This window comes from uncultured Agrobacterium sp. (assembly GCA_913777615.1).
Classification (GTDB): domain Bacteria; phylum Pseudomonadota; class Alphaproteobacteria; order Rhizobiales; family Rhizobiaceae; genus Agrobacterium.
This window is the reverse complement of record CAJYTK010000020.1, coordinates 48,547-62,393: the sequence shown is the minus strand read 5'-3', so window position 1 is coordinate 62,393 and position 13,847 is coordinate 48,547. Positions and strand designations below refer to the sequence as shown.

Genomic DNA, 13,847 nt, shown 5'->3' with positions numbered 1-13,847 from the left:
ACCTCGGGACAGGTTCGGGCGTCATGCCGTCGTGGTTCGCTTGCAGTTTATGCATCGATAAGCGGCTGTGGCAACAGCCGTTTTCGCTGGAAGAGCGATTGCCCGAAAAGGGTCAGTAAGGACGTGGTGAGACGGATGGCAGCAACGCAAAGTGCGCGCGGCTTTCGCCACGCGCACGTGCAGAGCAAAGGACTGAAATTCGCTGTCAGTTCATCAGGCGGGTGGGGGTGCTCGCCGCCTTGCGGGCGATTTCGCCGAAGGCCGCGACGATTTCCTCCATGTTTTCCGGATCGTAGTAATTGTCCGGACTGCTGGCGCAATATTGCAGCAGCGACTTGCCCTTGGCGGGCGCCATGAAAGCCACGGTGAAGATCTGGATGCCGTCTGCCTTGACCGCCGAGCAGGTGGAGCGCACCTGACTGTCGATGGCGCTGCTTGTCATTTCGCCGTCGGTCATCAGCACGATGTAGCGCTGAAACGTGTCGTTACCCTTGTCCGCGTGCTGTTGCTTTTCGTAGGAATTGTCGCTTCGTAGCGCAGCGAAAGCGGTTTTGAGCGCCAAAGACGCGTCCGTTCCCCCCTGTGGATATTTGTCGATGGCGTTGACGTAGGATCCGGCCTGGGAGGTTCCCCAGCTCAAATTACGCGGCGGGAAGGGGGCAGAGTTGTAAGCGATGGCGCCGGTGCGCACGAGTTCCGATTCCGGCGAACCGCGGTCCTGATAGGATGGATCGGCCTTGTTCAACGTGTCCGTCAGGTAGGAGACGGCCTCTTTGAGCGACTGGATCTTGGTGACGTAGCACGGGCTGGTAAAGGCCACTTTCGGCCAGCTCTTTTCCGTGTAGTTCGGGCAGGCGTTCTTGCTGTTGTCGACCGTATCGGTCTTGAAGGACATGGAGCCGGAGCGGTCCAGCACAAGATAGAGCGATAGCGCCGCACCCTTGCTGAAGGCGCTTTGGGCGGTGCTGCTGACACCGACCTTGACGGTTCGGATGCCGATGAAGCTGATAAGTGGAGCCAGCGGTATTTCCGCGTTAAGCGTTGCGGAGATCTTGAAGCTCATTCCTCTTTTGGAGTCCGAGCGTTCGGCTATCGTATCGAGGTCGGGTTTCTTTTTCCCTTGATCGCCATCGCTGCCCTTGCCTAGTTCGCCCGTATAGGCTGCCATGCGCCGGTTGACTTCGTCGGCGTAGTCCTTGTTGGACCTTTTACCTTCCTCGACGCGTGCGGCGGTCGCTGCGGCAAGTGTTGCGCTGTCGAGTGCGGCTTGCATCTCCTGCTTGACCTGCATCACGCGGGTGGCTTCCATGCCAGCACCGGCCGTTCCGAGCAGAATTGGCAAGAGCAGGCCTGTCATCAGCCCGAAGTTGCCGCGCCTGTCACGCAGCAGAGCTTCGCCATTACGTAGTACGGCAAACCGCTTTCCCATTATTATCTCACCCAATTTTTATGAGTCAGAAGTAGAATGGGAAAATTGAATTTTTCCTAACTCATCATAATCAATTCTAACGAAGTTAAGTAATTCTAAGTGTTATCAAGTTTCGAACACTTAGACGCTGCGGCCAACGTCTACTCCAAACGCGCTCACATTCACGCTTTGACGGGAACAACGTCCACAGCCTGCGTGATCTTCTGGTTGCCGTAGCTCTTCAAAACGCCGATGACGGGAGCCACATCGGCATAATCGCGGCCATAGCCGACGACGATATGATCGCTGCCGGCGACGATATCATTGGTCGGGTCGAGTTCGATGTAACCGTCCGCCTCACCGCACCACACACGCACCCAGGCGTGCATGGCATCCGCGCCTTCCAGCCGCTCCTTGCCGGGTGGCGGAATGGTGCGCAGGAAGCCGCTGACATAGCCCGCCGGAATGCCGAGACTGCGCAGCGCTGAAATCATGATGTGGGAAAAATCCTGGCAGACTCCGCGTTTCAGCTTGAAGGCCTGAATAGGCGTCGTATCCACCGTGGTGGCCTCGCTGTCATATTTGAAATCCGCATAGATGCGCTTGCATAGCGCAAAGGCGATTTCGCGCACCGTCATGCCCGGTCTGGCCGTATCGCGGGCATAGGCCGCGATTGCCGCATCCTCGCCGATGCGCGGGCTGGCACCCGCCAGATGGTGCGGTGCATGCGCATCGAGCGAATTGATGCTGGCCAGTTCCGCCTGGAGCTTGTTGAGCTGCGGAGACAGATCGGCGGTCGGTGAGGGGCTGTCCACAGCCACGCGGGCCTGCATGCGAATGTCCAGCTTGTCATGCGGTGCTCTGAGATAGATCGAGGTGGCAGTCTGCTGGAAGAAATCGGCAAAGACGGTGCGCTCATCCGGCGTGGGCGACACGGTCAGGGCGGAAGCGACCAGTTTCTGTCTGCCAGGTATGGAGAGCGGCGTGACGCGGATCATGTGGCGCGCACCCGACGCCAGAGTGTCGTAGATATAGCCCATATGCAGCGTAAGATCGTAGAGCATGACTATCCGAGATAGGTTTGCGCGAGAATGTCGGAGAGCCGCTCCAGATCCTTCTCCAGCTGGCGGAAGACATCGCCGTCGAGATTTTCCGACGTCATGACCGCGAGCGTGGAATGAATACGCATCGCTTCCCGGTAGAAGGGCGACATCTGGCCGTTGACGAAAGCGTTCGGCAACTGCTCTACCTCGGCGCGGATTTCGTTCAGCTGAAAGAGGATCGAGCGCGGGTTGAGCGGATCGAGCGCCAGAAGATCCATGACGGTGAGAGCCGCCGTGTTCACATTGTAGCGGCGGCGGTGGGTCATGACGCTGTCGCCGATTTCGAGCAGCATATCATAGGAGCCGTCCGGTGCTTCCGGGCCACCCATATGGGCAAGCAGCCGCGTCATGTGCAGGCCGCGCTCCAGATAGCGACCGATGGCCAAGAAGCGCCAGCCGGTGAAGCGATACATGTTTTCATGCACGAGACCGGCAAAGCCTGCGACCTTGCGCAACAGAATGGTCGTTGCATGAGTCGCGTCGTCGCCCGCGTGAATCTTGCTCTGAAAGCGGCGGGCGGTCTTTGCCAGATCGTTGAGCGCCAGCCAGCCATCGGGCGAGAAACGGTCGCGAATGTTGCTGGCGGAATAGATGGAGCTGTTGATATTGGCGATCAGGCTGGAGGGAATGGCCTCCTTCACGTCGATATCGACCGTCTTGAGATAGTCCGTCACATGGGCGAGCAGAGGCTGCTTTGGGTCGGCGGATTCGGCGTAGCGTGCGTGCCAGGCGCGCAGGATGCGCAGCGCCCCTTCGGACCGCTCGATGTAGCGGCCAAGCCAGAAGAGATTGTCGGCTGCACGGCTCGGCAGGCTACCCGGCATGTTGCGGGTGAAGTTTTCTTCCGGCGGCAGAAGCGTGGTGCGCTCCACCGGCTTGTCGCTGACGATCCAGACATCCGCTGCCCGGCCACCGGCCTGCATGGCAATGGCCGCGACATCGTTGCTGCGTCCGATACGGGCAAAGCCGCCCGGCATGACCTGCCAGCCGTCCTGGGTGCGGGCCACGAAGACACGAAGGCTCATGGGCCGTGGCACGAGCTTGCCATCGACGAAGGCAGGCGTGGTGGAAAGGGTCACGACCTCCTGGCCGACGAGCTTGTGGCCGTCACTTGCCAGCCAGTCGCTGATCGAATCCTTGGCGGTTTCGCGTAGGCTTGAGCCGAGCACCGACTGGCCGTTATCGTCGAAGAAGGGCAAGCGCGAGTATGCCGGGCCGATGACCATTCGCTCGATATTGCGGGCCACCTGCTGACGTTCGGTCGGTTGGCCGCACCACCATGTGGCAATCGAGGGCATGGCGAGGTCTTCGCCGAGGATGTGGCGACAGATGGCGGGCATGAAGGCGAGCAGCGCACGGGTTTCGAGAATGCCGCTGCCGAGCGCATTGACCATGCTCAGCGCGCCTGCCCGCAGCGCCTGCACCATGCCGGGTGTTCCGATATGGGAGTTCTGGTCGAGTTCCAGCGGATCGGCGTAAGACGCATCCAGACGCCGCCAGAGCACGCCGACGGGTTTGAGACCGGCAACGGTGCGCACCATGACGCGGTTGTTGACGACGGTCAGATCCTCGCCCTCCAGCAGCATGACGCCGAGATAGCGGGCAATATAAGCGTGCTCGAAATAGGTTTCGCTGGCGGGGCCAGGCGTGAGAACCGCAATGCGGTCGTCAGGGTGCTGGCGGTGCGACTGCAACGTATCGCGAAACGCGCCGAAGAAGGAGGCGAGGCGATGGACGTGGGCCTCGGCATAGATATCGGAAAAAGCGCGGGTGGTGGCTACGCGGTTTTCCAGTGCAAAGCCCGCTCCTGACGGGGCTTGCGCCCGATCTGCCAGAACCCACCAATTGCCGTCCGGGCCGCGGCCGATCTCGAAGGAGCAGAAATGCAGATAGTGACCGTTGGCCGGCTTGATGCCCACCATGGGCCGCAGAAATTCCGGATTGGAGGCGATGAGGGCTGGCGGCACATAGCCCTGCTTCACCAGCCGGCCTTCTCCATAAATATCGGCCACCACGGCTTCGAGAAGATTGGCGCGCTGGATCAGCCCCCTGGAGACGACCTGCCATTCGGCATCGTCGATGAGGACCGGGACGTGGGAGATAGGCCAGTTGCGTTCGCTGCTGCCGCCGCCGCTTTGAGCGCTGTAATCGCGATAGAAGACGCCGGCATCGCGCAGGTAACGATCCGTGCGGGAAAAGCGGTCGTGCAACTCGCGCTCATCCATGCGTGAGAGTGCATCGACGAAAGGCTGCCAGACCGGGCGAATTCGCCCCTCTATGTCCAGCATTTCATCGGCAACGCCCGGCAGGGCGCGGTAGCCCAGCAGGGGGTCCGTGCTGGTCTCTCCGGTCTTGCGTTCCGTTGCAGGTGCCTTCGCCACCTTATACTCCTTGCGGGCGTCGCAGATCGAGTGTCAGCGGAAATTCCGGCGACACGCTTTCCGGCCAGACCGTATACTGGCCGCCCGTATGTCCCCACGGTTCGAAACGCGCCAGTCGACGCGCTTCCGCCTCGTTTCCATTGACGGGAAAGGTGTCATAGTTGCGCCCGCCCGGATGGGCAACATGATAGATGCAGCCGCCAATCGACCTGTTCGACCACGTATCATAAATGTCGAATGTTAAGGGCGAGTTGACCGGCAGCACCGGATGCAGTCCGGACGCCGGCTGCCACGCCTTGAAGCGTACGCCCGCGACCGAGACGCCTGAGGTTTCCGTCTGCTTCAGCGGCACGGAGCGACCATTGCAGGACACGGTGTAGCGAGCGGGATTGGCGGTCTCGAGACGCACCTGAAGGCGCTCGACGGAAGAATCCACGTAGCGGACCGTACCGCCAATCGCACCCTGTTCGCCCATCACATGCCATGGCTCCAGCGCCTGGCGCAGTTCGAGCTTGGAGCCCTCATATTCCACCTCGCCGAAAAACGGGAAACGGAATTCCAGCTGTGCTGCAAACCATTCGGGTTTGAGGTCGAAGCCGTGTTCGCGAAGATCGGCCAGAACGTCGAGGAAATCGCTCCAGACGTAATGCGGCAGCATGAAGCGATCGGCAAGGGCGGTGCCCCAGCGCACGAAGCTGCCACCGATTGGGTTCTTCCAGAAACGGGCAATCAGAGCGCGCACCAGCAATTGCTGGGCCAGCGACATGCGCGCATTCGGCGGCATTTCGAAGCCACGGAACTCGACCAGCCCAAGACGACCCGTCGGGCCATCCGGCGAAAACAGCTTGTCGATGCAGATTTCCGAGCGATGGGTGTTGCCGGTGACATCGACGAGCAGATTGCGGAACAGGCGGTCGACCAGCCAGGGGAGCGGGGGAACGCCTTCACCTGGAGCCGGGACCTGCGCCATTGCGATTTCCAGCTCGTACATGCTGTCGTGGCGCGCCTCATCGATGCGCGGCGCCTGGCTGGTAGGGCCGATGAAAAGGCCGGAGAAGAGATAGGAGAGCGAGGGGTGGCGCTGCCAGTGCAGCACGAGGCTCTTCAAAAGATCAGGGCGGCGCAGGAAGGGGCTGTCATTGGGGTTTGCGCCGCCGACAACGACATGGTTGCCACCGCCGGTACCGGTGTGGCGACCGTCGATCATGAACTTGTCGGCGCCGAGCCTCGACTGGCGTGCGTCCTCGTAAATGGCGGTGGTGATATCGACGCAGTCCTTCCAGCTTGCCGCCGGATGGATATTGACCTCGATGACGCCCGGATCTGGGGCGACGCGGATGACATTCATGCGCTCGTCATGCGGTGGCGCATAGCCTTCGATATGGACGGGCAGGCCGAGATCGGTGGCGGCGGCTTCGGCGGATGCGATGAGATCGAGATAATCCTCGATGCGCTCGACCGGCGGCATGAAGACGCAAAGGCGTCCATCGCGGGCTTCGACGGAAAGGGCGGTGCGCACCGTTCCGGCTATATCGCTGATGACCTGTTCGTTGCGGCCAAGGTTTGGCGCATCGCCCGCCTGGAAGGAGGCTTCCGGCATGCTACGCGCCGAAGGCGGCACGGCATCGGGCAGCGGGCCGCGTGGAATGGAAGGGTCTGCCTCGTGAATATAGGGGAACTGCGATGGCGGGACGTAGGGGAGCGTTCCAAGCGGCAGGCGGTATCCGACAGCGCTATCGCCAGGTACGAGGAAGATCTTGCCGCGGCGTGTCTTCCACCGCTCGCTGACCCAGCGCCGATGACCGGAGCTTTGCGCGTTCCACGCCTGGACGGGCAGAATATAGCCGGTCGGTTCCGTCAGGCCGCGTTCGAAGACGCGTGCGATACGGTTGCGCTCTTCCGGGTCCTTGAGCTTGGAGTTCGACGGATCGACATTGTCGGGAAGATTGGCTTCCTTGATCAGCCATTCCGCCGGATCCTCATAGGCCGGAAGCACCAGATCGGGCTCGATTCCCAGATGGCCGGCAATCGAGGTGAGGAGCCGTTCGGCATCGACGGCGCTGACGCCGGTATCCTTGCCCTCCTCAGCCACGAGATCGGCATTGCGCCAGACGGGGTTGCCGTCTTTGCGCCAATAGAGCGAAAAGGTCCAGCGCGGCAGGCTTTCGCCCGGATACCACTTGCCCTGGCCGTAATGCAGGAAGCCATTGGGGGCAAAGCGCTCGCGCAGCTTGCGGATCAGAATATCCGCCTTTTGCCGTTTGGTGGGGCCGACGGCGCCGGTGTTCCATTCTTCCGATTCAAAATCGTCGATGGAGACGAAGGTCGGCTCGCCGCCCATGGTAAGGCGCACGTCCTGCGCGGTCAGCACCCGGTCCACGGTCTCGCCCAGCGCGTTCAGTTCTTCCCAGCTTTCATCCGAAAACGGCTTGGTGATGCGCGGATGTTCGGCCACCCGCGTGACCTTCATGTCAAAGTCGAATGCGGTATTGGCCTCACCGAAATAGCCGCCGGATATGGGAGCGGCATTGCGATAATGGGGGGTGGCCGACAGCGGAATATGGCTTTCGCCGGTGAGAAGCCCGGACGTCGGATCAAGCCCGACCCAGCCAGCACCCGGCAGATAAACTTCCGCCCATGCGTGCAGATCGGTGAAATCCACTTCCGTACCCGATGGTCCGTCAAGCGCCTTCAGATCCGGTGCCAGCTGGATGAGATAGCCCGACACGAAGCGGGCGGCGAGACCCAAGCGGCGCAGCACCTGCACCAGAAGCCAGCTGGTATCGCGGCAAGAGCCCTTGCCAGACAGAAGTGTTTCTTCCGGTGTCTGGACGCCTGGCTCCATGCGGATGACGTAACCGATCTCCTGCTGGAGCCTTGCATTGATGCCGACGACCATATCGACGGTCGTCTGGCCGGGGGTCTTGTCGATGGTCGCCATCAGCGCATCGAACAACGGGCCTGTCTCTTCCGGCTTGCGGTAGATCGATAGGTCGTCCTTCAACGTCTCGGGATAATCGAAGGGCCATTTGGTGGCGCTTTCCTCGACGAAGAAATCGAAAGGATTGTAGACCGTCATATCCGCGACGAGATCGACCTCGATCTTGAACTCGGTGACCGGATCGGGGAAGACGAACCGAGCCTGGAAGTTGCCGTAAGGATCCTGCTGCAGATTGACGAAATGATTGGAGGGCGTGACCTTCAGCGAGTGGCTGATGACCTTGGTGCGCGAATGCGGCGCGGGCTTCAGCCGGATGATCTGCGGTCCCAGCCGAACCGGCCGGTCGTATTTGTAATGCGTCAGGTGATAAATGCTGGCCTTGATCGACATGAGGGCGAGGTCCCGATTATGATACTGAAATGGCGTGGCCGGTTTGGCGGGTGACTTCGTTAAAAAGCCTCGGCGATACTGACCGTATCGTCTGCGTGTTTCGCCCAGTCCCACATCCAGATCGTCTCACGCCATTTCAAAACTATCATCGCGTTCTCGCCCTTCGCCTTTATTTACCGGCATTTGCGGATTGTTCCGCCCCCTCTGTTGCATCGACTTTGTGCAATGCACGCAAATAATGCAAGGAACATTTCGACCCGGTAGCGCATTCGATGCGGCGGTATTTCAGGCAACACTTCGGGGTTGTGTGGACAAGGGCGGGCGGAGTGATATTGCTGTCATCCGAGAGGTCGACAGTTGATTGCTGTAAGCTGTTGTGATTCGACGATTTCAGAAAGTGGCGGTCCATTGACAGTGCAGGGAAATTCTCCGGAAGAGAAAGCCGCTTATGCGCTTTTCGATCTCAATTTCCGCTCGCAATTGCGCATGATGGGCAATGCGTTCTGGGGCTCTCCCGTGCGCGGACGGCTTATCCTGCTGGCCTGCGGATTGCTGACCATCATCCTCGTGACGGCCTATGGGCAGGTGAAGCTGAACGAGTGGAATGCGCCCTTCTACAACGCGCTGGAGCGGCGCGATATCAACGCCTTCATCCACCAACTCGAAGTGTTCGCCATCATTGCCGGTTGCCTGCTGCTGCTCAACGTGTTCCAGACCTGGCTGAACCAGATGACAGCGCTGAACATGCGCGAGGGCCTGGCGAAAGACATGGTGGATCAGTGGCTGAAGCCCGGCCGCGCCGCCAAGCTTGCAAGCTTCGGCACCATTGCCATCAACCCAGACCAGCGCCTGCATGACGATGTGCGCAACCTGGCCGAAAGCAGCACGGCACTTGCCATCGGTCTCGTCAACGCCACCATCATCCTCGTCAGCTTCATTGGCGTTCTCTGGGGGCTTTCCGCTGGCTTTGCCCTGGAAATCGGCGGAAAGATGGTGGCGATACCGGGCTATATGGTCTGGGCGGCGCTGCTTTATGCGGGCTCTGCCTCGCTGCTTTCCAACCTTGTCGGCTACCGGCTGGTGCCACTGAATGCCGAGCGCTACTCGAAGGAAGCCGAGCTTCGCTTCTCCTTGATGCGCGCCAGCGAAAACCTCACCGCCATCACGCTCTCGCGCGGTGAAAAGAACGAGCGCCACCGCATTCGCGGCGATATCGACGCGGTGCTGGGCGTGATCCGTGGGCTTGCCATGGCGCTGACGCATCTGACCTGGGTGTCTGCCGGTTATGGCTGGCTTGCCATCGTCGCGCCGATCCTGATTGCCGCGCCTGTCTATTTTTCCGGCAACCTGACCTTCGGTGGGCTGATGATGGCGGTGGGCGCCTTCAACCAGGTGAATGTGGCGCTGCGCTGGTATATCGACAATTTCGGCCCGATCGCCAGCTGGAAGGCGACGCTGCAGCGCGTTTCGATCTTCCGTCACGCGCTGATCCAGATGGACAGTGTGGAGCGCCATGGCAATGCCATCGAGGTGGAGCGCGTGGCCACCGATATCGTGCGGCTTTCGGCCATCGAGATCATTCCCGATGCCGGAGGGCAGGATGGACGGCGCACCTTCCGCCTGCGCGAAGACCCGGTGGAAATTGCGGTTGGCGACCGGGTGATGATCAATGGCGACCAGGGCGTGAACCGGCGGCTATTCTTTGCCGCGATTGCCGGGCTATGGCCCTGGGGGCGCGGCAAGATCACCGTACCGCCGCGCGAAGAGATACTGTTCATTGCCCAGCACGGCTACATGCCGGCGGCACCCTTGCGCGAGATCCTGTCCTATCCGCGTGCGCCGCAGAAGTTCAAGGAAGACGAGTTTCTGGCCGCCATGGAAGCCTGTGGCCTTGGCCACATCATTCCGAAGATGAACGACGCGATCCGCTGGGACCAGAAGTTCGATTCCGACGAGCAAGCCTGTATCCGGGTGGCCAATGCATTGCTGTTGAAGCCGCGCTGGCTGTTCATCGACGATCTTCTGGAAGGTTTGGAGAAGCACACGATCGACCGGTTGGTGGCGGTTCTGAATGGCATGCGCGACACGGCGGTCGTCTATATCGGGCGATCGGAAGCCTTTATGGAAACGATGTCGCCGCGAACGCTCCATCTGGATCTGGAGCAGCAGCTGTAAAGACGGGCTCGATCTATTGTCCGAACCCGCTGTCTGAGCGCTTTCTTGCTGTCAATACTCGCGTCAAGACCGCGCGAGGCGAATAGTCCGGGCCTCTTCGATGATGATCGGCGCGCGGTTTTCGGCCTGCGCTTTCGCCGTCATGTCGGTTTCGAAATGCAGCATGAAAGGTGCCGTGACCGCAATCGATACAAGGGTAAGCAAGGCAGCCACGATCACGCGGTCATAATGCCTTTGCTTGATGTCATTCCCACTCCAGTCATATGCCATTTTTAGAGCCCCGCCCTGCATCTGGAAGTATGTGAACACACGCTAATTCATTAAGAGATTGACCCACTATAGTTAATGAAGCGTTACCGAAACTTGTGCGCCCCAGTATTAATGCGATTCGGCGGAATGTGACATGCGGCTCTATTTCGATGTGCGCATAGCAACATCCGCACACGAGGCTTGTTATTGGCGCGGATCGATTTCAACATGCGGTGTTGTTGAGGCGTGCCAAGGCCGGCATGCCGGAAACGAAAACCAGCCACGACGAAATGGCTCTTTTCGGGGGGCGGGCGAATAGGGTATCGCGGCACTGGGAGGTGCGCGATCAAGAGGTTTAAGCTCATGGATACCCAACCCCCTACCGATATGGAACTGACACTGCGGACGCTTGCCATGCCGGCCGACGCCAATCCCGCAGGGGATATTTTTGGCGGCTGGGTGATGTCGCAGATGGACCTTGCCGCATTCGTTCGCGCCAATGACGCTGCAGGCGGGCGCACCGTGACCGTTGCCGTCAACGAGATCATCTTCAAGAAGCCGGTCAAGATCGGCGATACGCTGTGCGTCTACACCCGTATCGAAAAGATCGGCCGCACATCGATCACGCTGAAGATCGAGGCCTGGACGCGCCGCCACTCGCAGCAATCCCGCGACAAGGTGACGGAAGCGATCTTCATCATGGTGGCGGTGGACGAGGCGGGCAACCCGAGGCCGGTGAAGGGGTGAGGGTTTTGCCTTCGATGTGCTTGGCTGCGTGTGTTGGCGATGTCGTTCAGTGGTTGGGGCGTCCTGATCACGCCCGCGACTGGATGTCCTGCTGCACATGGTTCAGCGTGTTGTAGAGGCCGGTGCCGTGGCGCAGGCGGCGGTGTCGAGCGATCTCGTCGCGTGCCTCTTCTTCCCTGCCGTCTTCCTCCCGCTCGGTGAAGGAGCGGAGATCGAAATCCTCGGCGATGGACATGCCCTTCTTGGCCTTGAAGTCGTAAAGATCGACGCCAATTACCGTGCAGTTTTCGGAGGTTGTTTCATCGATGAGGGCCTGGATTTCTTGCGCCTTTTAAAGGCGCACGGGCATTTCCAGAAGAACCGTATCGCCATCGCGCCAGCGGGTGGCAATGAGCAGCATCTCGTCTTTTCCGATGATGTAGCCAGGTGCGGTCATGGGAGAACCTCCTCGTCATCGCTGTCTCGCTGGAGAATTCACTGCTCGATCCCCGAGTCGTCTTACCCCCTGATGAGCGAGCAACGTCTACTATAATACTAGTAGCTATGTCAACAAGAAAACTAGTAGATATGAGAACAAAGAGAGAATCGCGTTGGGAACGCAGGGCCTTGCGTGGTAGCCGCCGTCAGGCGGGGGTGGTCCAGGATCGGGAGGGCAGTCCTCCCAAATGGTTTACATGTTGATGATCGAGCGGCGGACGCGACCGACAATGATGGGATCGTTGTCCGGGAAGATCGGCTCATGCTGCGGGTTGGTCGAAACCGGCTCGAAGCGCATGGGGCCTGAGCGGTAGCGCTTATATGTGGCGTTGCCTTCCACGTCTGAAATGACATAGCAGCCATTGGGTACGAGGTTGCGGTCGCTGCGATCGACGAAGATGACGGAATCGGGCGGAGAGATCCGATCCATGGAATCTCCTATGACTTTCAAGGCGATCCAGTCTCCGGAGGCCGGCAAATCCGCCACGCGGATGAGGCCAAGCGCTTCATCGGCAATGTCATCGCGGATCATGGCGCCGGCGCTGACCCAGGCGAGATAGGGCACGCTTAACGTGGGAATGCCCTCCGCATCCGGCGTGTAGGATGGGTCGAGCTCATGGACGCCGACACCGAGCGCCTGGGCGAGAGCGGGAAGCTCCGTGGTCTTTTCGGTCAAGCCGGTCTCGAGCTGCGAGATGAGCTGCTGGCTGACGCCAGACAGTTCCGCAACTTTCGCCTGCGAAAGATTTTTGATCTTCCTGATCGACTTCAGATTTTCGCCAATAATTCCCATGGCTTAGTTATTACCAGAACGCTTGTGGAAAAGCACACAAGGAAACTAGTTGACGGGCGCCTGGATTTTTACTAGTTTTCTTGTATGAACAGATTTCGTCATCACATCAACCATGCCGCCGAGGCAGGTGGCTTTCAAGCCGGGCTTGCTGCGGCAAGCAGCTGTGACAAGCCGTTGCTTTTGCCGCCGCTGCCCGACGCCGGGCACGTCTGCGCGACGCAAGCGGTTGCGGGTGAGACGGTGTCTGCTTTGCGAATGGCGGGGGATGGGTTTGTCCCTCGTCTGGACCTGCGCCCCGATGTCTTTGGTGAGCGGCACGCGCTGAGGCGAAAGGCGGAAGCGTCTTTTGCCGGGCCGTCTGCTCTCAGGCATCGGGGCGGGGCGAAGGCGGGGCTTTCCCTTGAAGGAGGATTTGCGCGCATGAGTTCCGTTCGTATCGAAGCATCCACGCAGGCGCGCCGCGCCGCGTTTCAGCAGAGTTACATCGGCTGCCGCGAATGCCGGCGTCCGCTTTCCATCGAACACCAGATCGAGCGGTTCTGCGACGCGTGCGGAGCGGTGACGCCGGTCGAAATACGGGAAGGGAAAGAGCATGACTGACGTTCTGGAAAAGCCCGGTCTGGGCGTGGCGCGCTGGAAGGCGGTGGCCGAATATCGAAGCGACGCGGGTGTCGTCGATGTCGAATATGCCATCGAGGAACTGGACGAGCTGCATGACCTGATCGAGCGCGGGCCGGACTGGAACACGTTGATCAGGATCACCGTGACCTTTGCCCGCCCAGTCTGCGCGCTGCTGACAATCGAAGAGGCGGCGCGGCTATGACGACAAGCAGCACTGCGCATCCTGCAGCGACGCATGACGATGGGGATGTGCGCATCGACATCGAGGCCTTGGAGGCCGAGCTTCTTTGCGAGATGGAGCGCATCAACCGGGAACGGCTGGCGGCGTGAAGGCCGGAGTGTTTGCCGCATGACTGCATATCAGCTTTTGATCGCTTCTCCTCTCCGGCGATCAAAAGCGGGCTGACGGCTTATCCTCCCCGGGCCGTCAGCCCAACCCCTTCCTACCTCGAAGCCTTTGCCGTCCCAAGTGGACGGTTGGATGTGCTTGTCGGGAGGCAGACTTTGAGCCGGAGCGCCGAGCTTTCGGCCTTACGCGCCTCGACCGCGCCGTGACGGTGCG

General features: G+C 60.2%; 12 protein-coding genes. 5 read left to right on the top strand and 7 right to left on the bottom strand.

All coding sequences use genetic code 11. The features are described from left to right. Positions 1 to 205 precede the first annotated feature (205 nt). The 4 genes from QZ862_RS17850 to QZ862_RS17835 all read right to left on the bottom strand — a co-directional run bounded on the left by QZ862_RS17850 (position 206) and on the right by QZ862_RS17835 (position 8,223). Positions 206 to 1,429, bottom strand: coding sequence for a TadE/TadG family type IV pilus assembly protein (locus QZ862_RS17850; RefSeq protein ID WP_296101220.1), 1,224 nt, complete (start codon positions 1,427 to 1,429; stop codon positions 206 to 208). Positions 1,430 to 1,590: 161 nt separating this feature from the next. After that, positions 1,591 to 2,472: a transglutaminase family protein gene (locus QZ862_RS17845; RefSeq protein WP_296101219.1), complete on the bottom strand. Its 882-nt coding sequence runs from the start codon at positions 2,470 to 2,472 to the stop codon at positions 1,591 to 1,593. 2 nt (positions 2,473 to 2,474) lie between these two features. Next, the gene (locus tag QZ862_RS17840; protein WP_296101218.1) at positions 2,475 to 4,892 is read right to left on the bottom strand and encodes a circularly permuted type 2 ATP-grasp protein; all 2,418 of its coding nucleotides are present in this window, start codon (positions 4,890 to 4,892) and stop codon (positions 2,475 to 2,477) included. A 1-nt stretch (position 4,893) separates the two neighbouring features. Further along, the gene (locus tag QZ862_RS17835; RefSeq protein ID WP_296101217.1) at positions 4,894 to 8,223 is read right to left on the bottom strand and encodes a transglutaminase family protein; all 3,330 of its coding nucleotides are present in this window, start codon (positions 8,221 to 8,223) and stop codon (positions 4,894 to 4,896) included. Between the two features lie 414 nt (positions 8,224 to 8,637). Between QZ862_RS17835 and QZ862_RS17830 the strand changes: the two genes are divergently transcribed. Continuing rightward, positions 8,638 to 10,398, top strand: coding sequence for an ABC transporter ATP-binding protein/permease (locus QZ862_RS17830; RefSeq protein ID WP_296101284.1), 1,761 nt, complete (start codon positions 8,638 to 8,640; stop codon positions 10,396 to 10,398). A gap of 63 nt (positions 10,399 to 10,461) precedes the next feature. On the opposite strand, the gene QZ862_RS17825 is transcribed toward QZ862_RS17830, so the two are convergent. Continuing rightward, a complete protein-coding gene (locus tag QZ862_RS17825) occupies positions 10,462 to 10,668 on the bottom strand; it encodes a hypothetical protein (protein ID WP_296014319.1) in 207 nt (68 codons plus the stop codon). Positions 10,669 to 11,010: 342 nt separating this feature from the next. On the opposite strand from QZ862_RS17825, the gene QZ862_RS17820 reads away from it, so the two are divergent. Beyond that, positions 11,011 to 11,394 carry an acyl-CoA thioesterase gene (locus QZ862_RS17820; RefSeq protein ID WP_296014318.1) on the top strand — a complete coding sequence of 128 codons (384 nt, stop codon included), beginning with the start codon at positions 11,011 to 11,013 and terminating at the stop codon, positions 11,392 to 11,394. Positions 11,395 to 11,461: 67 nt separating this feature from the next. Here the strand turns inward: QZ862_RS17820 and QZ862_RS17815 are convergent, their stop codons facing one another. Continuing rightward, a complete protein-coding gene (locus tag QZ862_RS17815; RefSeq protein ID WP_296101216.1) occupies positions 11,462 to 11,629 on the bottom strand; it encodes a hypothetical protein in 168 nt (55 codons plus the stop codon). A 435-nt stretch (positions 11,630 to 12,064) separates the two neighbouring features. Beyond that, positions 12,065 to 12,664 (bottom strand): LexA family transcriptional regulator, encoded by a 600-nt coding sequence (locus QZ862_RS17810; RefSeq protein ID WP_296014315.1) that lies wholly within the window; start codon positions 12,662 to 12,664, stop codon positions 12,065 to 12,067. 84 nt (positions 12,665 to 12,748) lie between these two features. Between QZ862_RS17810 and QZ862_RS17805 the strand changes: the two genes are divergently transcribed. The 3 genes from QZ862_RS17805 to QZ862_RS17795 are packed head-to-tail and all read left to right on the top strand — an operon-like array spanning position 12,749 to position 13,615. Further along, complete coding sequence (locus QZ862_RS17805) at positions 12,749 to 13,264, top strand: hypothetical protein (RefSeq protein ID WP_296101215.1); 516 nt, start codon at positions 12,749 to 12,751, stop codon at positions 13,262 to 13,264. Then, entirely contained in the window at positions 13,257 to 13,487 is a 231-nt protein-coding gene (locus QZ862_RS17800) for a hypothetical protein (RefSeq protein WP_296101214.1), read from the top strand. The genes QZ862_RS17805 and QZ862_RS17800 overlap by 8 nt, the downstream gene beginning before the upstream one ends. Next, entirely contained in the window at positions 13,484 to 13,615 is a 132-nt protein-coding gene (locus QZ862_RS17795; protein WP_296101213.1) for a hypothetical protein, read from the top strand. Before QZ862_RS17800 ends, QZ862_RS17795 begins: the two co-directional genes overlap by 4 nt. Positions 13,616 to 13,847 lie beyond the last annotated feature (232 nt).

Bases quoted from the DNA above. Each gene is read 5' to 3' on its own strand.
- QZ862_RS17850 (WP_296101220.1), bottom strand. From the start codon at position 1,429: ATGGGAAAGCGGTTTGCCGTACTACGTAATGGCGAAGCTCTGCTGCGT.
- QZ862_RS17845 (WP_296101219.1), bottom strand. From the start codon at position 2,472: ATGCTCTACGATCTTACGCTGCATATGGGCTATATCTACGACACTCTG.
- QZ862_RS17835 (WP_296101217.1), bottom strand. From the start codon at position 8,223: ATGTCGATCAAGGCCAGCATTTATCACCTGACGCATTACAAATACGAC.
- QZ862_RS17825 (WP_296014319.1), bottom strand. From the start codon at position 10,668: ATGGCATATGACTGGAGTGGGAATGACATCAAGCAAAGGCATTATGAC.
- QZ862_RS17820 (WP_296014318.1), top strand. From the start codon at position 11,011: ATGGATACCCAACCCCCTACCGATATGGAACTGACACTGCGGACGCTT.
- QZ862_RS17815 (WP_296101216.1), bottom strand. From the start codon at position 11,629: ATGTCCATCGCCGAGGATTTCGATCTCCGCTCCTTCACCGAGCGGGAG.
- QZ862_RS17810 (WP_296014315.1), bottom strand. From the start codon at position 12,664: ATGGGAATTATTGGCGAAAATCTGAAGTCGATCAGGAAGATCAAAAAT.
- QZ862_RS17805 (WP_296101215.1), top strand. From the start codon at position 12,749: ATGAACAGATTTCGTCATCACATCAACCATGCCGCCGAGGCAGGTGGC.
- QZ862_RS17800 (WP_296101214.1), top strand. From the start codon at position 13,257: ATGACTGACGTTCTGGAAAAGCCCGGTCTGGGCGTGGCGCGCTGGAAG.
- QZ862_RS17795 (WP_296101213.1), top strand. From the start codon at position 13,484: ATGACGACAAGCAGCACTGCGCATCCTGCAGCGACGCATGACGATGGG.